17 protein-coding genes are annotated in these 20,882 nt (G+C 65.4%); 7 read left to right on the forward strand and 10 right to left on the reverse strand.

What is annotated here, in order from left to right; all coding sequences use genetic code 11:
* Nucleotides 1-84 precede the first annotated feature (84 nt).
* Nucleotides 85-2,013 (reverse strand): translational GTPase TypA, encoded by a 1,929-nt coding sequence (gene typA, locus ACFVVC_RS19300; RefSeq protein WP_387456981.1) that lies wholly within the window; start codon nucleotides 2,011-2,013, stop codon nucleotides 85-87.
* A 271-nt stretch (nucleotides 2,014-2,284) separates the two neighbouring features.
* Between typA and ACFVVC_RS19305 the strand changes: the two genes are divergently transcribed.
* Nucleotides 2,285-3,166: an SGNH/GDSL hydrolase family protein gene (locus tag ACFVVC_RS19305; RefSeq protein ID WP_387457157.1), complete on the forward strand. Its 882-nt coding sequence runs from the start codon at nucleotides 2,285-2,287 to the stop codon at nucleotides 3,164-3,166.
* Between the two features lie 58 nt (nucleotides 3,167-3,224).
* Here ACFVVC_RS19305 and ACFVVC_RS19310 read toward each other — a convergent pair whose 3' ends face one another.
* The 6 genes from ACFVVC_RS19310 to ACFVVC_RS19335 form a co-directional block, all read right to left on the reverse strand.
* Nucleotides 3,225-4,931, reverse strand: a complete 1,707-nt coding sequence (locus ACFVVC_RS19310; protein WP_387456984.1) for a dipeptide ABC transporter ATP-binding protein — start codon at nucleotides 4,929-4,931, stop codon at nucleotides 3,225-3,227.
* A gap of 11 nt (nucleotides 4,932-4,942) precedes the next feature.
* Nucleotides 4,943-5,887 (reverse strand): ABC transporter permease, encoded by a 945-nt coding sequence (locus ACFVVC_RS19315; RefSeq protein WP_387456987.1) that lies wholly within the window; start codon nucleotides 5,885-5,887, stop codon nucleotides 4,943-4,945.
* Nucleotides 5,877-6,806, reverse strand: a complete 930-nt coding sequence (locus ACFVVC_RS19320) for an ABC transporter permease (protein WP_018760325.1) — start codon at nucleotides 6,804-6,806, stop codon at nucleotides 5,877-5,879. Before ACFVVC_RS19320 ends, ACFVVC_RS19315 begins: the two co-directional genes overlap by 11 nt.
* A 124-nt stretch (nucleotides 6,807-6,930) precedes the next feature.
* Nucleotides 6,931-8,613 (reverse strand): ABC transporter substrate-binding protein, encoded by a 1,683-nt coding sequence (locus ACFVVC_RS19325; RefSeq protein ID WP_387456990.1) that lies wholly within the window; start codon nucleotides 8,611-8,613, stop codon nucleotides 6,931-6,933.
* Nucleotides 8,614-8,904: 291 nt separating this feature from the next.
* Nucleotides 8,905-10,665, reverse strand: coding sequence for an ABC transporter family substrate-binding protein (locus ACFVVC_RS19330; RefSeq protein ID WP_387456993.1), 1,761 nt, complete (start codon nucleotides 10,663-10,665; stop codon nucleotides 8,905-8,907).
* Between the two features lie 90 nt (nucleotides 10,666-10,755).
* Nucleotides 10,756-12,387 (reverse strand): cryptochrome/photolyase family protein, encoded by a 1,632-nt coding sequence (locus ACFVVC_RS19335; protein WP_387456996.1) that lies wholly within the window; start codon nucleotides 12,385-12,387, stop codon nucleotides 10,756-10,758.
* A gap of 133 nt (nucleotides 12,388-12,520) precedes the next feature.
* Here ACFVVC_RS19335 and ACFVVC_RS19340 point away from each other — a divergent pair, with 133 nt between their 5' ends.
* The 3 genes from ACFVVC_RS19340 to ACFVVC_RS19350 are packed head-to-tail and all read left to right on the forward strand — an operon-like array spanning nucleotide 12,521 to nucleotide 14,547.
* Nucleotides 12,521-13,213 carry a histidine phosphatase family protein gene (locus tag ACFVVC_RS19340; RefSeq protein WP_387456999.1) on the forward strand — a complete coding sequence of 231 codons (693 nt, stop codon included), beginning with the start codon at nucleotides 12,521-12,523 and terminating at the stop codon, nucleotides 13,211-13,213.
* 24 nt (nucleotides 13,214-13,237) lie between these two features.
* On the forward strand, nucleotides 13,238-13,780 hold the full coding sequence (locus ACFVVC_RS19345) for a DUF3090 domain-containing protein (RefSeq protein WP_387457002.1): 543 nt from the start codon (nucleotides 13,238-13,240) through the stop codon (nucleotides 13,778-13,780).
* Nucleotides 13,780-14,547 (forward strand): SCO1664 family protein, encoded by a 768-nt coding sequence (locus tag ACFVVC_RS19350; RefSeq protein WP_387457005.1) that lies wholly within the window; start codon nucleotides 13,780-13,782, stop codon nucleotides 14,545-14,547. The genes ACFVVC_RS19345 and ACFVVC_RS19350 overlap by 1 nt, the downstream gene beginning before the upstream one ends.
* Before the next feature lie 138 nt (nucleotides 14,548-14,685).
* Here ACFVVC_RS19350 and ychF read toward each other — a convergent pair whose 3' ends face one another.
* Nucleotides 14,686-15,771, reverse strand: a complete 1,086-nt coding sequence (gene ychF / locus ACFVVC_RS19355) for a redox-regulated ATPase YchF (RefSeq protein WP_387457008.1) — start codon at nucleotides 15,769-15,771, stop codon at nucleotides 14,686-14,688.
* A 90-nt stretch (nucleotides 15,772-15,861) separates the two neighbouring features.
* On the opposite strand from ychF, the gene ACFVVC_RS19360 reads away from it, so the two are divergent.
* Nucleotides 15,862-17,088 carry a DNA recombination protein RmuC gene (locus tag ACFVVC_RS19360; RefSeq protein WP_387457011.1) on the forward strand — a complete coding sequence of 409 codons (1,227 nt, stop codon included), beginning with the start codon at nucleotides 15,862-15,864 and terminating at the stop codon, nucleotides 17,086-17,088.
* A gap of 131 nt (nucleotides 17,089-17,219) precedes the next feature.
* Here the strand turns inward: ACFVVC_RS19360 and ACFVVC_RS19365 are convergent, their stop codons facing one another.
* The gene (locus ACFVVC_RS19365; protein WP_387457014.1) at nucleotides 17,220-18,299 is read right to left on the reverse strand and encodes a 4-hydroxy-3-methylbut-2-enyl diphosphate reductase; all 1,080 of its coding nucleotides are present in this window, start codon (nucleotides 18,297-18,299) and stop codon (nucleotides 17,220-17,222) included.
* 9 nt (nucleotides 18,300-18,308) lie between these two features.
* Nucleotides 18,309-19,160, reverse strand: a complete 852-nt coding sequence (locus ACFVVC_RS19370) for a hypothetical protein (RefSeq protein WP_387457017.1) — start codon at nucleotides 19,158-19,160, stop codon at nucleotides 18,309-18,311.
* A 162-nt stretch (nucleotides 19,161-19,322) separates the two neighbouring features.
* Here ACFVVC_RS19370 and xseA point away from each other — a divergent pair, with 162 nt between their 5' ends.
* Both xseA and ACFVVC_RS19380 read left to right on the forward strand, forming a co-directional pair.
* Nucleotides 19,323-20,657, forward strand: coding sequence for an exodeoxyribonuclease VII large subunit (gene xseA / locus ACFVVC_RS19375; protein ID WP_387457020.1), 1,335 nt, complete (start codon nucleotides 19,323-19,325; stop codon nucleotides 20,655-20,657).
* On the forward strand, nucleotides 20,654-20,872 hold the full coding sequence (locus tag ACFVVC_RS19380; protein ID WP_387457023.1) for an exodeoxyribonuclease VII small subunit: 219 nt from the start codon (nucleotides 20,654-20,656) through the stop codon (nucleotides 20,870-20,872). The genes xseA and ACFVVC_RS19380 overlap by 4 nt, the downstream gene beginning before the upstream one ends.
* Nucleotides 20,873-20,882 lie beyond the last annotated feature (10 nt).

Consider the following 20,882-nt stretch of genomic DNA (forward strand, 5'->3'; position numbering starts at 1 on the left):
GCGAGGGGTTGCCGCGCAGCACGGAACTTAAAGCAGAATGCCACCGGTGCAGTACCGGTGGCATTCTTTGCGTTCAGGGCGTTGTTATGCCTTGGCGCGGGCGCGGTTGGCCTTGGCACGCTCGTTGGTGTCCAGGATGACCTTGCGGATGCGGATGGATTCCGGGGTAACCTCGACGCACTCGTCTTCGCGGGCGAATTCGAGTGACTCTTCGAGGGTCAGGTCGCGCGGCGGGGTCAGGTTCTCGAAGGTGTCCGAGGAAGCAGCACGCATGTTGGTGAGCTTCTTTTCCTTGGTGATGTTGACGTCCATGTCATCGGCGCGGGAGTTCTCGCCGACGATCATGCCCTCGTAAACCTCAGAGGTGGGCTTGACGAAGAAGGAGCCGCGTTCCTGCAGGTTGATCATCGCGAACGGGGTCACGACGCCGGCACGGTCGGCAACCATCGAGCCGTTGGTGCGGTACTCGATGGGACCGGCCCACGGCTCGTAGCCTTCGGAGATGGAGGCGGCGATACCGGCACCGCGGGTGTCCGTGAGGAACCGGGTGCGGAAGCCGATGAGGCCACGGGCCGGAACGATGAATTCCATCCGGCACCAGCCGGTGCCGTGGTTGGCCATGTTGGTCATCCGGCCCTTGCGGGCGGCCATCAGCTGGGTGACCGCGCCGAGGTATTCCTCGGGCACGTCGATGGTCATGTGCTCCATCGGCTCGTGGATCTTGCCGTCCACGATCTTGGTCACAACCTGCGGCTTGCCCACGGTCAGTTCGAAGCCCTCGCGGCGCATCTGCTCGACCAGGATGGCCAGCGCCAGCTCGCCACGGCCCTGGACCTCCCAGGCGTCGGGACGCTCGGTGGGGAGCACCTTGATGGAGACGTTACCGATCAGTTCCTTGTCGAGGCGGTCCTTGACCTGGCGTGCGGTGACCTTGGCGCCCTTGACCTTGCCGGCCAGCGGCGAGGTGTTGATACCGATGGTCATCGAGATCGCGGGATCGTCCACCGTGATCAGCGGCAGCGGCTGCGGGTTCTCGGCGTCGGTCAGGGTCTCGCCGATGGTGATCTCTTCGATGCCGGCGACGGCGACAATTTCGCCGGGGCCGGCGGATTCGGCCGGCACGCGGTCGAGGGCCTTGGTGGCCAGCAGTTCGGTGATCTTGACGTTCTTGAGTTCACCGTTGGCGCGAGCCCAGGCAACGGTCTGGCCCTTGCGCAGGGTGCCGTTGTAGATGCGGAGCAGCGCGAGGCGGCCGAGGAACGGGGAGGCGTCCAGGTTGGTGACGTGTGCCTGCAGCACACCCTCCGGGTTGTAGGTCGGGGCCGGGATGTGCTCAATGATGGTCTTGAAGAGCGGTTCCAGGTCCTCGTTCTCCGGAGCGGTGCCGTCGGCCGGCTGCTCGAGGGAGGCGCGGCCAACCTTGGCGGCGGCGTAGACGACCGGCACTTCGAGGATCTTGTCCAGGTCCAGGTCCGGCACTTCGTCCGCGAGGTCGGAGGCCAGGCCCAGGAGCAGGTCCATGGACTCGTGGACGACCTCTTCGATGCGGGCATCGGGACGGTCGGTCTTGTTGACCAGCAGGATGACCGGCAGGTGAGCGGCGAGGGCCTTGCGGAGCACGAAGCGGGTCTGCGGCAGGGGGCCTTCGGAGGCGTCCACGAGCAGCACGACGCCGTCGACCATGGACAGGCCGCGCTCGACCTCACCGCCGAAGTCGGCGTGGCCGGGGGTATCGATGACGTTGATGGTGATGGTCTCGCCGTTGGAGGACGGGCCGTTGTAGGCCACCGTGGTGTTCTTGGCCAGGATGGTGATGCCCTTTTCACGCTCCAGGTCACCGGAGTCCATCACACGGTCTTCGAGGTGGTTGTGCTCGGCAAAGGAGTTGGTCTGCTTGAGCATGGCGTCGACCAGGGTGGTCTTGCCGTGGTCAACGTGGGCCACAATCGCGACGTTGCGGAGGTCACTGCGTGATGCAGTGGCTACCGCGGTGTTGGTGGTGGTTTCAGACATGCGTAAAGGCTCGATTCAGTGGAGTCAGCTGTTGTATCGCGACATTTCCAACTGGAACGCACGACGGACAAGGCCCTTGGCACAGGGCGCCTGCATCTATTCTAGCCGGTGAGCCATTTGTTGGCCTAAAATCCGGCGGGAGCAGGGGTCCGCCGGCTGCGTCCGGCACGGGCCGGTGCCGCGGAGTGTGACGAAATTCACTGGCACTTCCGGCAACGTGGCATGATTGCTGTGACGCAGCGCCCACGTTCAGAGCAAGTCGGAGACCATGATGCCCCGTGCCACGGCCATCACGCCCAGCGGCACAGCCCGGGCAGCCACCATTGTGGCGTCCGCCCTCCTGGTGGCCTCCGGGGTCCTGGGGCTCGCCGGGTGCGTGTCGCCCACCGGCAATGGAGTCAATTCCCTTTCGCGGGCGGCGTCCGGTGGACAGGCGCCGGCCGCCGCCATGAAGACCAACGTGGCAGCCACGTCCCGGCTGCTGAACGCCGGGAACGGAAGGCTGGAGGCGGTGCTGCCGGACATCAGCCGGACTGTCCTGCTGATTGGGGATTCCCAGTCCGAGCCCTCGGACGGCTGGCCACGCCTGGGCCTCGCCGCTGCCGGGTACGACGTCTATTTTTGCGGCCGGGGCGGTACGGGGTATGTCGCGGCAAACGGGGCCACTGGCAACTACGTTGACGCGCTCGAACGCGGAGACTGGCTGCTTCCCTCAGGCGGCCCGGCGCTGATCGTCATCGAAGGTGGCGGCAATGACGCGGCCACCGGCGCGAGCAATACCCAGATTGTCCGCAACGCCGAGCGGCTGGTTGCCGATCTCAAAACCCGCTACCCCGGCACTCCGATGGCAATGATCGGCACCTTGGCCCGCGGCGCGGACGACGGCGGCGGGCGCCGCAGCGAAGTGGACGCCCTGGTGGGGTCAGTGGCCGCCGCCCACGGCCTGCCTTTTGTTTCAGCCGGGGATTGGCTGACCCGCTACGGACTGGCCAAGGACCTGGCTGACGCCGTTCATATGAACGCCGCCGGCCGCGTGGCCCTGGGCGGGATCCTTGAGCGACGGCTCAGGGAGTTGAAACTTGACCGGACGTCGACTGCCGGCCCGGGTTCATTGGCGGCGGTCCCCGGTGGCACCAGCGGGCTGCAGGACTGAGGCTTAAACAGGTGGAGCCGGGACCCACGGTCCCGGCTCCACCTGTTTGGGCTGCGCCTTACGCCACCTCGGGCGGAAGCATCAGCTTCGCACCGGGGATGGCGTTGAGCAGCGCCTTCGTGTACTCCTGCTGGGGGGACTCGAAGACGTCGTCCGTCGAGCCCGTTTCCACCAGGCGGCCCTTTTCCATCACGCACACGTGGTCGGCAATCTGCCGCACCACGGCGAGGTCGTGGGTGATGAAGAGGTAGGTCAGCCCCAGGTTGGCCTGGAGGTCGGCGAGCAGGTTCAGGACCTGTGCCTGCACCAGGACGTCGAGGGCGGACACAGCCTCATCACAGATGATCACCTCGGGATCCAGCGCCAGGGCGCGGGCAATGGCAACACGTTGCCGTTGCCCGCCGGAGAGTTCGTTCGGGTACCGCTGCATGGCGGACTGGGGCAGCGCCACCTGGTCCAGCAGGGTCCGGACTTTCTTTTCCCGGCTGGCCTGGTCCCCGATCTTGTGGACCCGCAACGGTTCTTCGATCGTGCGGTAGATGTTGTACATCGGATCGAGGGAGCCGTAGGGGTCCTGGAAGATCGGCTGGACCCGCCTGCGGAACTTGAACAGTTCGGCAGGCTTCAGGGCCGAGGTGTCGACGCCGTCGAACAGGATCCTGCCGTCCGTAGGCTTCTCCAGCTGGAGCACCATCTTGGCCACCGTGGACTTGCCGGACCCCGACTCCCCCACGATCGCCGTCGTGGTTCCGCGCCGGACGTCGAAGCTCACGCCGTCGACGGCCGCGAAGTCCGTTGCCTTGCCCAGCCCCGAGCGGAGCTTGTACACCTTCCGCAGGTCCTCGATCTGCAGGAAGGTATCGGACTTCGTAGTTTCGGCGGCGGGCGCCAGCAGGTCCGTCGTCTCCACACCCTGTTCCTTGGCCACCTGGATGCGGCGGCTGGCCAGGGACGGAGCCGACTCGACGAGCCGCTTGGTGTACGGGTGCTGTGGGTTGCGGAGCAGTTCCAGAGACGGTCCCGCTTCGACGACGCGGCCCTGGTACATGACCACGACCTTGTCCGCACGCTCGGCTGCGAGGCCGAGGTCGTGGGTGATCAGCAGGACGGAGGTGCCCAGCTCGTTGGTCATGGTTTCCAGGTGGTCCAGGATCTGCCGCTGGACCGTGACGTCAAGGGCCGACGTCGGCTCATCCGCAATCAGCAGCCGCGGCTGGCAGGACAGGCCGATGGCGATCAGGGCACGCTGGCGCATGCCGCCCGAAAACTCATGCGGGTACTGGTTGGCGCGGCGCTTGGCGTCCGGCAGCCCTGCCTGGGAGAGCACCTTGGCGATATCGTCCGGCCCGCTGGGCCGTCCGTTCGCGCGCAGTGTTTCCCGGACCTGGTAGCCGATCTTCCAGACCGGGTTCAGGTTGGACATGGGGTCCTGCGGGACCATGCCGATGGTGTTGCCGCGCAGTTCGATCATGCGCTGCTCGCTGGCGTGGGCGATGTCCTCCCCGTCGAGCAGGATCTGGCCGCCGGATACTTTGCCGTTGTTGGGCAGGAGGCCAATTGCCGCCAGCGCGGTGGTGGACTTGCCGGAGCCGGACTCCCCCACGATGGCCACGGTTTCGCCGGGCATGATGGTCAGGTGGGCGTCCCGTACGGCCTTGACTTCACCGCCACCGGTCTTGAAGGTGATGGCGAGGTCGCGGATTTCGAGCAGCGGCCTGACCCCGGTGGTGCCGGCCTCATCAATGCGGACGTCTGGAGTTGTCATCTCTTTATCTCTCATCGCTGACGGCTCTTCGGGTCGAGGGCGTCGCGCACGGCGTCACCCAGCATGATGAAGCTCAGCACCGTGATGGACAGCGCCGCGGCCGGGTAGAGCATGATTTCCGGCCGGGTCCTGATCGACGCCTGCGCACCGGCGATGTCGTTGCCCCAGGACATGATGCTCTGCGGCAGGCCGATACCCAGGAAGGACAGGGTGGCTTCCGCCACGATGAACACGCCCAGTTCCAGGGTGGCAAGGACGATGATCGGTGCCAGGGCGTTCGGCAGGACGTGCCGGATCAGTGCGCCGAACTTGGACACGCCCAGCGCACGTGCCGCCGTGACGAAGTCCGAGTTGCGCACCTCAATCACTGCGCCGCGGGTAATGCGGGCCATCTGCGGCCATGCGAGGAGCGATATGACGAACACTACGGTCCACACGCTCTTGTTCTCGCGGAACACCGGAAGCTGCGTGATGACCAGCGCACCCAGGACCAGCGGCAGGGCGAAGAAGATGTCGCCAAGGCGTGCGAGCACGGCGTCGATCCAGCCACCGTAATAGCCGGCGAGGGCGCCGAGCGTCACACCGATGACCAGGACGCACAGGACCGAAAGCAGGCCCACGGAAAGCGACGCCTGCGTGCCATGGATGACCCTGGAGTAGACGTCACAGCCCTGGAAGGTGAAACCGAACGGGTGCCCGGCGGTGGGGCCGCCTTCGGAGTTGGCCAGTTCGCAGCCCTCGTTGGGGGGCGTGGACGTGAACAGGCCGGGGAACAGCGCAATCACGACCAAGGCAAGGATCAACAGTGCCGAGATGATAAACAGCGGACGACGGCGGAGCTTGCGCCAGGCGTCCGCCCACAGGCTGAGCGGGGCCTGGTCCGTCTTGACGGCGTCCGTTGCCTGCAGCGGGGTCTCGTCGATGGGTGCCACAAAGTGGTTTTTATTACTGGTCATAGCGGATCCTCGGGTCAAGCCAGGCGTACAGGAGATCGACAAGCAGGTTGGCCACCACGAACACCAGCACCAGCACGCTGACGATGGAGACGATGGTGGGGCCTTCACTGCGGAGGACTGCCTGGTAGAGCTTGTTGCCAACGCCGGGAACGTTGAAGATGCCCTCGGTAACGATGGCACCGCCCATCAGGCCGCCAAGGTTGGCGCCGAGGTAGGTAACCACAGGGATGAGCGAGTTGCGCAGGATGTGCGCCAGGACCACCCGGGGCCGCGAGAGCCCCTTGGCGGTGGCGGTCCGCACGTAATCGGCGTTCATGTTCTCGCTCACGGACGCACGCGTCAGGCGGAGAACGTAGGCAAAGGAGACGAGCCCCAGGACCACTGCCGGCAGCAGCAGGGTTACCCAGTCGGCGTTGGCGCCCACGGTGGGTTTTGCCCAGCCGAGCTTGACGCCAAAGACGAGCTGGAAGACGAAGCCCAATACAAACGTGGGAACGGCGATGACCACCAGCGAAGCCACCAGGACCGTGGAGTCGAACCAGCCGCCGCGGCGCAGGCCTGCGAACACGCCGAAAGCGACGCCAAAGATTGCCTGGATGGCCAACGCCTCGACGGCCAGCATGGCCGTGACGGGGAAGACCCGGGCAAGGCTTGCCGCGATGGGCTGGCCTGTGAAGTCGTTGCCCAGGTTGAAGGTGAAGAGGTTCTTGAGGAACAGGCCGTACTGGACCCAGAAGGGCTGGTCCAGGTGGTACTGGCTGCGCAGGGTGTCAATGACTGCCTGCGGGGGCTGGCGGTCGCCGAAGAGCGCGGCGATGGGATCGCCGGGCAGCGCGAACACCATGTAGTACACCAGGAGGGTCGTGCCGAGGAATACAGGGATCACCTGCAGGAGTCGGCGCAGGATAAACCGGATCACAGGATCACCTGCCTTCCGGTAGGGGGAAAAACGCGTTCATGAATGCCTTCCTGCCGCTTGCAAGCCAATGGGGGCCCGGACGTAACCGGAACCCCCATCAGCCTTCGGCAAGTTAGATCTGGGCCTACTTGGCGGTGATGCCGTAGTAGAGGATTTCACCGTTCCAGCCGGTCTCGGCCTTCACGATGTTGTTGCTCCACACGATCGGGCGTGCCTGGTCCCAGAGCGGCAGGCCGGGCAGGTCCTGGAACAGGATCTCCTGGGCCTGGTTGAACTTGGCGTTGGCCTCGTCCGTGCTCTTGGCTGCCAGGCCTTCCTTCAGCAGCTTGTCGAACTCCGGGTTGGAGTACTTCTCGTAGTTGGAGGAAGCGCCCGTGGCCCATACCGGTCCCAGGAAGTTGTAGAGCGACGGGTAGTCACCCTGCCAGCCTGCGCGGGTCAGGCCCGGCAGCTGCTGGGACTTGCGCAGGTTGAGGACCTCGGCGAACTTGGCGAACGGCTGGATTTCAGCCTGGATGCCGAGGTTGTTCTTGAAGCCGTTGGCAACAGCGTCGATCCATTCCTTGTTGCCACCATCAGTGTTGGAGGCAATCTGGAGCGGCTTGGAGGCGTCGTACGGCTGGATCTTGTCAGCCTGGGCCCACAGATCCTTGGCCTTGGCGGCATCGAACTTCAGGACTTCGCTGCCCTTGAGGCCTTCCTTGAAGCCGTCGATGACCGGCGGAGCGAAGGCCTTGGCCGGCGTGCGGGTGCCGTTGAAGACAACCTTGGCGATTTCCTCGCGGTTGATGGCGTAGGACAGAGCCTGGCGGCGCAGCTTGCCGGCTTCACCCTGGAAGTTCGGGTTGTAACCCGGGATGTTCAGGGTGGAGTCGGTGGCAACAGCCTTGGTGGCGTTGCGGTCCGGGAAGTCGTTGACGTAGGTCTTCAGCGCGTTGGACGGCAGGACGTCAGTGATGTCCAGGTTGTCCGACTGCAGGTCCGTGTATGCGGGGCCCGGATCGGTGTAGAACTTGAAGGTCACACCGCCGTTCTTGGCCTCGCGGGTGCCCTTGTAGTCGGCGTTCTTCACCAGGGTGATGGACTGGTCGTGAACCCAGGAGCCCTGCTTTTCGAACTTGTAGGGACCGTTGCCTACCGGGTTTTCACCGAAGGTCTTGGGGTCGGCCAGGGCGGCGGAAGGAAGCGGGTAGAAGGCGGAGTAGCCAAGGCGCAGGGACCAGTCGGCCTCAGGCTGGGCGAGCTTGACCGTGATGGTGGAATCATCGGTTGCCTGCAGTCCGGACATCGTGTCGGCCTTGGGAGCCGGGGTGGTGGTGGTCTTGCCGTCAGCACCCTTCACCGAGTTCACGGCCGAGACGTCGTCGTAGCCGGCGATGGACTCGAAGAAGAATCCGTTGTTCTGCAGGTTCTTGGAGTTCGCGGCGAAGTTCCAGGAGTCAACGAAGGTCTTGGCCGTGATGGCTTCCCCGTTGGTGAACTTCTGGCCCTGCTTGACCTTGATGGTCCAGTTCTGCGCGTCGGACGAATCGATGGAATCGGCCAGTGCGTTCACTGCCTTGCCGTTGGCGTCGTAGCTGCGGAGACCTTCGAAAAGCAGGTTTACGACGCGGCCGCCGTAAACCTCATTGGTGTTCGCCGGCAGCAACGGGTTTTGTGGCTCGTTGCTGTAAGCGGTGATGACCTTGTTCGGATCGCCGGCAGCAGTGCTGGACCCGCCAGTGCTGCCGCCGCCGCCGCACCCGGTCAGGGCAAGCGCGGCGATTGCCACGATGCCCAGTGCTTTGGAAGTGCGCGTAAAACGCATTCCGCCTCCTATGAGTTGTGGGAGAGAGATATTGGGGAAATCTTGTGCTTCCCCGCAGGTTGGACACAGCTGAGCGCTGTGACGAAACCTACATATACGGGTTAGCCTAACCGCACGAAGTCCGGATACTGGTACTCCGTTGCCAAACCGTGACCGGAGCAGTCAAATACCCCGCGAGTGGTGGGCAGTTACGCACGTCACATGCTACTCGCCGGTACGCCAGACGGCGAATCGGGGCCGTGATCGTTCACGTTCCGTCGTGCCCGTCCGCCGCGGAGGGGGGCTTCCGGCCTAGGCCAGGCGCCAGTCCCAGACATTCCACCAGACACCCACCGGGCCGGGGCTGGTTTTCACGCCGGTAACCCGGGAGTTGAACGCGGTGGTGCCCAGGGTCTGGTACAGCGGCAGGCCGTACGCGTCCTCCCAGACGTGCCTGTCAATGTCGGCGAGGAGTTCGTCCTGTTTGCCAAGGTCGGTGGTCACGGCCAGTTGCGCCATCACCTTGTCCGCGTCGACGTCGGAGTAGCCAGTGAAGTTGCTGCCGCCACCGGTGCGGAAGATCTGCGGCACCCGGCTGACCCCCGCTTCCGTGCCGATCCACCCGGACAACGCCGCATCATAGCCGCCGCGGCTGAGCGCTGCGGCCCAGTCGGCGCTTGCCTGGCCGCCGTCTTCCACCCGGAAGCCCGCACGTTCGGCCGAGGCCCGGATCAGGGTGAAGGCCTTGGCGCGGTTGGGGTTGTCCCGGTTGTAGAGGATCCGGACGGTGGGCGTGGCCCCCTTCAGGAGGCTTTTGGCGGCGTCGATGTCCACTTCGGCGTAATCCGAGGAACCATTCTTCTTCACGGTGTCGGCATATTTGGGCTGATCGGGAAGGAAGACTTGTGAATCGAGGGGTTTGTTGTCCGGCGCCTGGCCACCCAGCACGGCATCCACGATGTCCTGCCGGGGAACCGTTTTGAGGAAGGCCTCCCGGACGTCCTTGTCCTTGAATGGCCCGGTGAAGTTCAGGTCGAGGTGGTCGTAGCCGGCCTGCTTGTACCGTTGCACGGTGATGCCCTGCCCTGACAGGCCCGTGAGCAGCGCATCGGTGGCAGCGGACGGCTGTGGCGAAATGATGTCCGCCTGCCCGTTGCGCAAGGCATCGACGGCGGCAGGAACGGCCCCGGTGAACCGGACGTTAATTTCGTCCAGCCAAGGTTCCTGGCCCCACGTGTAATCCCGGTTCCGGACCAGTTTCATGGAGACCTCCGGGACGATGTCCCGGACGATGTAGGGGCCATTGGAGAGGTAGAGCGCCGGATCATCCGGAATTTTCTTCGTGTCGAAACCGGTGTTCCAGAAGTCGCTGACCTTCTTGAGCGCCGGGACGGTCACCGGCTTCTCAGGATTGCCGCGCGGCGTGTCCTTGAGGAGGTTGACCAGGTCTCCTTCGTCGCTGAGCCCGCTCTTGGCCGCGACCACGTGGGCGGGGAGCCCGACGTCGAACGCCACTTCCCAGTCTGCGTACGGCGCGGCGTATTCGATGGTGATGGACCTGCCGTCCGAGCCGAGTTCCGGAAAGACCGTGCCTGCCAGGCCGGTGGCGTTGGAGGCTGTTGCGAAGTATTTGGCGCCTTTCCCGGTGCCGGGGTCGACGTCGTCGAAATAGCCGGATCCGGCGGCCCAGCTCAACAGCAGGTCGGCTGCGCCTACCGGAGCCCCGTCGGACCACTTCACTCCCTCGTTGACGGTGTATTTCACTTTGAGCGGCTGGTCCGAAACTTTCTCGTAGTGCCCGAACTTGTCGTTGCGGACCACCTTGGAGCTGTCATCGAGGAAGAAGAAGCCGGAGTGCGTGATGGCGCCGATCTTCGTGTTGATATCGGTGTTGCCGTTTGCGCTGTACGGGTTGAAGGAGGAGAAGGCGTTCACTTCCGCGACGGTCACGCTGCCGCCGCGTTTGGCCTCCCCCACCACCACTGACGGGGCGCCCCCGCCGGAACATCCGGACAGAATCAGGGCGGCCGCCACCGCAGCAGTGAGCAGTTGCATCAGCTGCCTGACCGGCATGCCGCCTCCTTTGTGATTTCCCTCTCCGGAGGGCAACGGGCCGCCATGAGCACGCCCTGTGAAATCAGGATACGCGGTGCCGCTGCCCAGTCATCGAATCCTGTCCCCCTCGCCATTATTCGGGGGCTTACGGACCAGCCGGTCCCGGCCGGGTTCGTCCAACAGCGCGCTGGCACGGGCCCGGTGGCTGTCCCTGACCGCCGGATCCATCTTGTCCAACAAAGACACGACCATCCGCGAGCGCGGATTCCGCTCGAAGACCGGGCGGTGGTCGTCGATGAACGACCAGTACAACCCGTCCCAGTCAGCCATCCACTCCCCCGCCGGCAGGTCCGACATCTTCCGCAGGTAGTTGCTGCCCGAGACGTAGGGTTTGGTGGTGATGTCCGCCCCCGCAGCGAACTGGCTCATGGCGTAGACATTGGGGACCATCACCCAGTCATAGGCGTCGATGAACATTTCCATGAACCACGCATAGACATCGTCAGGGTGGATCCGCAGCAGGGACATGGCGTTGCCCAGCACCATCAGCCGTTCGATGTGGTGGGCATAACCGGTGGCCAACACGCGCGATATGACCAGGTCCACGGGGGCCAGCCCTGTCCCGGCATCCCACCAGCCCGCACCGGGCCGGTTCCGGTGGTTGAGCAGGTTGGCGGTGCGCATCCGGCGCCCCCGCAACCGATAGGTGGCCCGCATATACTCGCGCCAGCCGATCACCTGCCGCACGAATCCTTCAAGGGAGGCCAGAGGCGTGTTGTCGCCGGCGCCGTCCAGGGCAGCTTGGAGGACTTCGCGCGGATCCAGCAGGCCGATGTTCAGGACCGGAGTAAGGAGGCCGTGGTTGATGAACGGATGCTCGGCCGAGATCGCGTCTTCGTAGGGTCCGAAGCCGCCCAGGCGCTCTGTAACAAATTCCTGCAGATGTTCCCGGGCCTCCCGGGTCGTGGTGGGCCAGGCGAACAGGCCAGGGTCGCCCGGGGCATCCGGGAATTCCTGCGCCACCCAGTCAATCGCGAGGCCGACGTCGCGGGATGCCTCGTCGCCGTGTCGGCTTCCGGCCGGGAGGGAGGACTCCGCCAGCGCATCAAGGTCGAAGGCGCCTTGCCGATGGAGAGCGGGATGGTCCCTGAAACGGCTTACGGTAGGGGGAACATGGCCCCGCGGAAGCTTTTTGCGGTTCTCCGCGTCGAAGGACCATTTGCCGCCGGCGGGTTCGCCGTTATCAACCAGGACGTCCAGCCGCCGGCGCTGCCAGACGTAGAAGTCCTGCATCCGTGGCCGGTTATGGGTGAACCAGTCCTCGACCTGCGTGCGGGTGGTCAGGAAGTTCGGCGTCTCGAGGACGTCTTCCGTGCGTAGCCGGTACCCGCCGTCGGCCAGGCCTGCCGTCAGGTCCCGCTCGAGCCAGTCGTCGACGACGTCGAAACAGGTAACTGACCGCGGGCGACGTTGCCTGACCAGCTCGGCAAGCTGGACACGGGACGTCCTGTTCCGGTCACTGGCGAGGACCACCACGTCGTACCCGAGCCCGCGCAGCCTGCGGGCAAACCTGGCCATGGACGCGCGGTGCAGGACCAGCTTGTGGGAATGGAAGGAGTACTGGCGGAAGTAGAGATCATGCTCAATGAGTACGAAGACGGTGTCCGTGCCTGTCTCTTCCCAGTGTTTCTCGAAGAGCTGATGGGGCAGCACGAGTCTCAGGCATGGTCCATCGGTCATATGGAAACCATAGGGTGCCTCGGCTTCGGCCGGAGCCGCCGCTGCAAATCTCGAATGCCCGGCCACCCCATGGTGCGGAATTCCCGGTGGGCCACTGCCCAGGATGGATCGACAAGGTGGTTAGGCTGGGTGCATGGCGACCGTTATCCTCGTGCGGCACGGCCGCACCACAGCCAATGCCACGGGACTGCTGGCCGGCCGGGCCGCCGGCGTCAGCCTGGACCAGATCGGGCGGGACCAGGCAGCTCTGGCCGGGGACCGGCTCGCGCCCGTGCCATTGGTCGGGGTGGTGTCCAGCCCCCTTGAGCGGTGCCTGCAGACCGCCCGGTTCATCCTGGATCGCCAGGCCGGTGCGCCACATGCGCCAACCGATCCGGATCTCACCGAGTGCGACTACGGCCAGTGGCAGGGCCGCCTGCTCAGCGAACTCGCGACAGAGGCTCTGTGGCCGGTCGTGCAGTCGCAACCGTCCGCCGTCGTCTTTCCGGGCGGCGAATCCATGGCTGCAATGCAGGCGCGGTCGGTGGCAGCTGTCCGACGCCACGACGCAGCCTTCGAAGCCGAGTACGGGCCAGGGGCCGTCTGGGCGGCGGTGAGCCACGGCGACATCATCAAGTCAATCCTCGCTGACGCGCTCGGCATGCACCTTGATCTGTTCCAGCGGATCAACGTGGGTCCCGCGTCGGTATCGGTCGTGCGCTACGGCGCCAACCGGCCGAGCGTCTACGCCACCAACACCGATGCGGGTGACCTGTCGTGGCTGGCGAACGGCGTGGACGCCGTCGATGCGCCGGTGGGCGGTGGCGCAGGGCACAAGGCGCCGTGAACCTCATGTGCCTAGAATACTGACATGCCTACACGTGTTCACGAGTTTGACTGGCCCGATCGGGTGGTTGTTGGCACCATTGGCCAGCCGGGGGCGCGTACGTTCTACCTTCAGGTCCGCGCAGGGTCGCAGGTGGTGAGTATCGCCATGGAAAAGCAGCAGTCCGCCCTGCTCGCGGAGAAGATCGACGAAATCCTCGACCAGCTCATCGCCGTCGAGGGCAACCCCTTCAGCATTCCCACGGGCACGCCCCCTGAACTTGTCGATAACGACCAGCTCGAGGCCGTCCAGGAGCAGTTCCGCACCGGGGCCATGAGCTTGGGGTGGGACCCCACCACGGCCCAGGTGGTGATTGAGGCGCATCCCATCACTGATGCTGATGACGACGAATCGTTGGACGAGGACTCCGACGAGTCGGAAATGCTGGTGGTGCGGATGCCTGTCGGCACGGCCCGTGCCTTCGCCAAGCGTACCCGCGAGATCGTGGGCGCCGGACGTCCAGCGTGCCCGATCTGCGGCTACCCCATAGACGCCGACGGGCACACCTGCACCCTTCCCGAGGCCTGATGCCGGCGCCGGACCTGATGGCCGCCGAGCTGACCCTCACCGGACGCATCACGACGGCCTCAAACGCTACGTTCCTGGGCAGCATCGGCGACGTGGTCGTCGTCTATAAGCCGATTGCAGGCGAGAGGCCGCTGTGGGATTTTCCCGCGGGATCCCTGGCCCACAGGGAGGTCGCCGCCTACCGGGTCTCGCAGGTCCTGGGCTGGGACATCGTGCCCCACACCTGGCTGCGCGACGGTCCGATGGGAGAAGGAATGGTCCAGCTCTGGCAGGAGCGGGATCCCGCCCAAAGCCCCGTGGACCTTGTCGCGACGGAGCAGGTGCCGGAGACGGGCTGGAAACAAATCCTCGAAGGACAGGATGAGCGTGGACGGATGGTCGCGCTCGTCCACGAAGACTCGCCGGCCCTCAGGCGCATGGCAGTGTTCGACATCATCGTCAATAACGCCGACCGCAAGGGCGACCACGTCCTTGCCATGCCCCGCGGACACCGGCACGGTGTGGACCACGGGCTCACCTTTCACAGCGAACACAAGCTCCGCACGGTGCTGTGGGGATGGCTGGGAGAGGCCCTGACCGCCGACGAACACGCCGGCATCGACCGTGTCAGCGAAGGTCTTCACGGTGAACTGGGCCGGACCCTGGCGGACCTGATCAGCGCCGAAGAAATCGCATCGCTCGCCGCGCGCTGTGCCCGGTTGCGCCTGGCGGGGCGGTTTCCGGCTCCGAGCGGCGAGATGTCGGCGGTGCCTTGGCCGCTGTTCTGAGGACCCGACGTTGCCGGCTTCGCGGCCACTGGGCGAAAGGGCGGCCGCGTGATGCCCGGCAATCGGTGACTCAGCGCGATGGCCGCTAAGAACCACCGTTCTTAGCGGCCATCGCAGGTGGTCTCCGGAGCTCCAGGACTAGACGTTGAAGCGGAACTCCACCACGTCGCCGTCGGCCATGACGTATTCCTTGCCTTCGATCCGGACCTTGCCGCGGGACTTTGCCTCGGCCATGGAGCCTGCTTCAACGAGGTCGTTGAAGGACACCACCTCGGCCTTGATGAATCCGCGCTGGAAGTCGGAGTGGATGACACCGGCAGCCTGCGGTGCTGTATCGCCCTGCCGGATGGTCCAGGCGCGGGTTTCCTTCGGCCCGGCGGTGAGGTACGTCTGCAGCCCAAGGGTGTGGAAGCCGACACGGGCGAGCTGGTCGAGGCCTGATTCGTCCTGGCCGTTCATCTCGAGCATCTCGCGGGCTTCGTCCTCGTCGAGTTCGACGAGGTCCGATTCCAGCTTCGCGTCGAGGAAGATGCAGTCGGCCGGGGCCACCAGGGCGCGCAGCTCAGCCTGCTTCTCGGGGCTTCCGAGGATTCCCTCGTCGGCGTTGAACACGTAGATGAACGGCTTGGCGGTCAGCAGGCCGAGTTCCTTCAGGTGCTCCATCTCCAGCTTGTCGCTCTTGATCGAGGAGAAGATCGTGTCGCCACGTTCCAGCACCGCCTGGGCGGCCTTGACGGCGGCCAGTTCGGCGGCTTCGCGCTTCTTGATCTTGACTTCTTTTTCGATCCGCGGGACGGCCTTTTCAATCGTCTGCAGGTCGGCGAGGATCAGCTCGGTGTTGATGGTTTCCATGTCGGACCGGGGGTCCACCTTGCCGTCGACGTGGATGACGTCGGGATCATCGAACACGCGGACCACCTGGGCGATCGCCTCAGCCTCACGGATGTTGGCCAGGAACTGGTTTCCCAGCCCTTCACCCTCCGAGGCGCCCTTGACGATGCCGGCGATGTCGACGAAGGACACGGCGGCGGGAAGCACACGCTGGGAGCCGAAGATGGCAGCCAGCTTCTCCAGCCGCGGGTCCGGCAGGTTGACGACACCGACGTTGGGCTCGATCGTGGCGAACGGGTAGTTCGCCGCGAGCACCTGGTTGCGGGTCAGTGCGTTGAAAAGAGTTGATTTGCCGACGTTGGGCAGTCCGACGATGCCAATAGTAAGAGCCACGAGCATTGATTCTACCTGCCGGGTCCCTGCAGCCAGTACCCGGGGATGTCACTGGCCGTGATTGTCAGAGGCCCGTGCAACAGTGAAGCCATGGATGCTTTTGCCTTGATTCTGGCCCTTCTGATGTTGCTGCTGGGCGCACTCGCCGGTGCCGCGGCCACGTACGTCCTGCTGCGCAGGAACTCCCGCGGACTGGAGGCGGACTTTGACGCAGTCTCGTCCCGGCTTTCGGAGGTGACGGCCCAGCTGGCGGCGGCCGACGCCGAGCGGCGGCTTTTGGCTGTCCAGAACCGTGAGCTGGGTGAGGCCCGGACGCAGGACGGCAGCGTGCTGCGCGCCCTGGCCCCGGTGGCGGAAAAACTGTCCGCGGTCCAACAACAGGTGGCACTCCTGGAACGGGACCGGGTGGAACAGTATGGCCAGCTGGCACAGCAATTGCAGGAAGCCCGGCTGTCCGACGAACAGCTGATCCGCTCCACGCACGCGCTGGAATCGGCTTTGCGGTCAAACAGCGCCAGGGGCCAATGGGGCGAGGTACAGCTTCGGCGGGTCGTGGAGGCTGCGGGGATGCTCCGCCACGTGGACTTCGTGGAGCAGGCACACAGTGCGGGGCACGATTCGTCCGTCCGCCCCGATCTGGTGGTGCAGTTGCCGGGCGGGAAGCAACTGGTGGTGGACGCCAAAGTGCCGTTGTCGTCCTACCTGGAGGCTCAGGATCTCGGTGTGGCGGATCCCCGCACGCTCCAGCCGTCCGTGGCGCGGTCCGGGAATGATGCCCGCAGCCAGGCGCTGCAGGCGGCGCACGCCAAGGCGTTGAGGGCACATGTGGACGCTTTGGGCACCAAGAAGTACTGGGACATCCCGGGGAATTCCCCTGAGCTGGTGGTTTGCTTTATTCCCGCAGAATCGATTCTTGCGGCGGCGCTGACGGCAGACGCCGGACTGCTGGACCACGCATTGTCGCGGAACGTGGTCCTCGCCTCGCCAAGCACCCTTCTGGCGGTCCTGAAGTCCGTGGCGTTCACCTGGCGCCAGGATGTCCTGACAGACAGCGCACGCGAACTGTTCGAGCTCGCGCGGCAGCTGTACGACCGGATGGGGACGCTGGGTGAGAACGTCGGAAAACTCGGCTCGTCCCTGAAGTCGTCAGTGGATCGCTACAACGCCATGGTGGGCACCCTGGAAGCGCGGATCCTGCCCACGGCCCGGAAGCTTAACACCCTGGAAGATTCAGGCCTCGTTACGCCTGCCCTGGTGGAGGCAACGCCGCGCGCGCTGGTGGCGCCCGAACTCCAGGGCGATGACGAAGCGGCCTGAGGACCGTCCGTGGATGCCGGAAGGGCCGGGCAGTTCAAGACTGCCCGGCCCTTCCTTTTCACACTTGCCCTGCCACCATCTGCCTGCTGCGATGGGTCCTCAGGCGCGATGTTCCTCAGCTGCGGTGGTGGTCAGCTGCGGTTCCGGCGGCCACCCAGGGCGCGGCTGACGTCGCCGGCTTCCTTGAGGGTTGCACGGAGCTCCTTAGGCAGCGAGAACAGCAGGTCCTCTTCGGCGGTGACCACTTCTTCCACCGCACCGTAGCCGTAGTCGGCCAGCAACCGGAGGACGTCCTGCACCAGGACCTCCGGAACTGAGGCGCCGGAGGTGACGCCCACGGTGGCGACGCCTTCAAACCAGGCTTCGTCAACCTCGTTCGCGAAGTCCACCCGGTACGAGGCCTTGGCGCCGTATTCCAGCGCCACCTCCACCAGCCGGACCGAGTTGGAGGAGTTGGCGGAGCCCACCACGATCACCAGGTCCGCCTTGGGTGCGATCTTCTTGATGGCCACCTGGCGGTTTGTCGTGGCATAGCAGATGTCATCGCTGGGCGGGTCCTGCAGGGTGGGGAACCGGTCCTTGAGCAACCGGACGGTTTCCATGGTCTCGTCCACGCTGAGGGTGGTCTGGGACAGCCAGATGACCTTCTCCGGATCGCGGACGGTCACCTTGTCCACCTCGTGGGGTCCATTGATGATCTGGATGTGGTCCGGCGCTTCACCGGAGGTGCCTTCCACTTCCTCGTGGCCGTCGTGGCCGATCAGCAGGATGTCGAAGTCGTCCTTGGCGAAGCGGACGGCCTCCTTGTGCACCTTGGTGACCAGGGGGCAAGTGGCATCGATGGTTCGGAGTCCGCGGCTCTCTGCCGATTCGACGACGGCCGGGGAAACGCCGTGGGCCGAGAAGATCACCAGCGCGCCCTCCGGGACTTCGTCGGTCTCGTCCACGAAGATGGCGCCTTTTTCCTCGAGCGAGCTGACCACGTGGACGTTGTGGACGATCTGCTTGCGGACGTACACGGGCGGCCCGTAGTGCTCCAGCGCCTTCTCGACGGCGATCACTGCCCGGTCAACACCGGCGCAATAGCCACGCGGGGCGGCCAGCAGTACTTTCTTGGTTCCGTTCACGGGGGCCGCCGCCGCCACGTCCTGGGGCGAGCGGCGCCGGCGCGGAACGGTTGGCATCGAAAGGGGTACAGCCGAGGTGGTCATCCCTCCATGCTACCGGCTGGCCCGCACCCGTTTCCGGGAGGCGAACAACGTCACAATCGCCACTGCCACCAGGACGCCGCCGGTCGCCGCCGTGGCGCCGACCCACGCCTGGAAGTCTGCCGCGGCCACGCCCACGAATTCGTCGCGGAACATGTTCGCCACCGAGCTGCCCGTGTCCGTGGCCGAGGCACGGGCCGATCCCAGTTGCAGTCCGAGCGACCAGAGCCCGGCGAGTGCCAGGCCGCCAAGGCCTCCGACGAACAGCACGGTCCAGCGGCGGCGGGCTGCAACGAGTGCCAACAGGAACGCAATGCCGGAACCGAAGGCGGCGATGTAGCCCATGGGCGCGTAAGTGGCCAGCCGCTCCGCCCACTCGCGGTGTGCGGGCTGGCCCACGTTGATCAACGTTTGGTCCGGCGGGTTGAGGGGAAGCCGGGTGGTACGGGAGATTTCCTCCGAGCCGAGGGCAACCAGCGGGGCCACGTCAAGGGTCAGCGACGACGCCGGAGCGTTGCCGGAGGACTCCCCCGAGGGGCTTGCGAAGCTCAGGCGGTGGCTCCTGCGCAGGGTTTCCTCCCACGCTGCGGGGTAGCCGGGAAGCTGGGTCAAGGACTCCGCGGCCTTCGCCAGGACTGAATCGACCAGCCCCGACAGGGCGCCGGGAACCGAACCGGTATCGATCGTTCCCACGGCCGCGGCAGCGAGTTTCTTCTGGAAGTCCGCGTTCTTGCCCAGGGGTGCCGCGAGCCGGACGAATCCGTCTTCCTGGATGATGTTCCGGTCCACCCACATGGCAGGTACGGCGACGGATGCCAGGAGGATGCCCAGCACGGTGGCGATGGCGGAAATGAAAGTGCGCACGGCAGGTCCTTCGGGGTTGGGGGCCTCACTCCATCCTAGGCAGGCCGGCCGGGCAGTCCGTGTCAGCCCCGGGTGCTACACCTTATGGATAAGGTTGATTGTCCGCCCCACAACAGTTGAAGGACCCCATGCCCGCAGCACCAGCCCCGCACCGGCGTCCGCATGTCTGACCAGGCGTCCCTTCCAGGTACCGCGTCCACGACTTTGCCGGCCACCGCAGCGGAAACCAGCCCGGATAATCCCTGGCCACTCCAGCTGTTGTCGCAGAAGCTGAAGGCGCACATCGACCGGACCCCGTCGGCGTGGGTGGAAGGCCAGGTCATCGAACTGAACCGCCGCGGCACCAACGCGTACATCACCCTTCGCGACGTCGATGCGGAAGTATCCCTGCCGGCGTCGGTCTGGACGAAAGTGCTGGAGCGGCAGAACCTTCCGCTGGAGCGCGGCTCACGGGTGGTGGCACTGCTGAAGCCCGAGTTCTGGATGAAGACCGGCAGGTTGAACATGCTGGTGCGGGATATCCGTCCCGTCGGCCTGGGCGACCTTCTGGCAAGGATCGAACGGCTGCGCCAGGCCCTCGCGGCGGAGGGCCTGTTCGCCGACTCCCGGAAGAAGCCCCTGCCGTTGCTGCCGCATCGCATCGGCCTGATCACCGGCCGCGACTCGGACGCGAAGAAAGACATCCTGCGCAACGCAGCACTGCGGTGGCCGGCAGTGGAGTTTGAGATCCGTGAAGTGGCGGTGCAGGGAAACACCGCTGTGTCCCAGGTTGTCCGCGCACTCCGTGAACTGGACGCGCTGCCGGAGGTTGACGTCATTGTCATTGCCAGGGGCGGCGGAGCCCTGGAAGACCTCCTGCCGTTCAACAGCGAGGACCTGGTCCGGGCAGTGGCTGCGGCGGTAACCCCCGTGGTCAGTGCCATCGGGCATGAGGCGGACCGTCCATTGCTGGACTACGTTGCCGATCTTCGGGCCTCCACGCCTACCGACGCTGCCAAGCGGATCGTTCCGGAAGTCTCCGAAGAACTGGCAGGCGTCCGCCAGGCACGGGAACAGCTGCGACGCTGCATGGAACGGCTGGTGGACCGCGAGTCGGACCGCCTGGCGGCGCTCCACTCACGGCCCGTGATGGCAGCACCCGAAGGTATGGTTTCCGTCCGCGCCGAGGAAATAGAGCGGCTGCTGCGACGTTCCTCGGCGGCCGTGAATTCCACGGTGGTCCGGGCGGCCGACCAGCTGGAGCACCTCAAAGCCCAGGTACGCGCACTGTCCCCGCAGAAGACGCTCGACCGGGGGTACGCCGTCGTCGAACTGGCAGGTGACCAGAGCGCCCGGATTGCAGCGTCCGGGCATGCCGTCGTCCGCCGCCCCGCTGAGGCGCCGGCAGGCTCCGCTTTGTCCATCCGGGTGGCGGAGGGCCGTTTTGGCGCCACGTCCACCGGGGCGCTGCAACCAGGTAACCCAGACCATCACCAGGGATTGGAAGAGAAAGCATGACCGAACAAAAACCGGAGCCGGACGTCGCGGGGCTGAGCTATGAGGAAGCCCGGGAGCAGCTCATCGCGGTGGTGGGCAGGCTCGAGGCCGGCGGGGCAAGCCTGGAAGAATCTCTGGCATTGTGGGAGCGCGGGGAGGCGCTGGCCACACGCTGCGAGGAGTGGCTGGAGGGCGCAAGGAAGAGGTTGGCCGCCGCGCGCGACCAGCCGCTCTAAGCCGCCGCAG

This window comes from Pseudarthrobacter sp. NPDC058196 (assembly GCF_042882685.1).
Classification (GTDB): domain Bacteria; phylum Actinomycetota; class Actinomycetes; order Actinomycetales; family Micrococcaceae; genus Arthrobacter.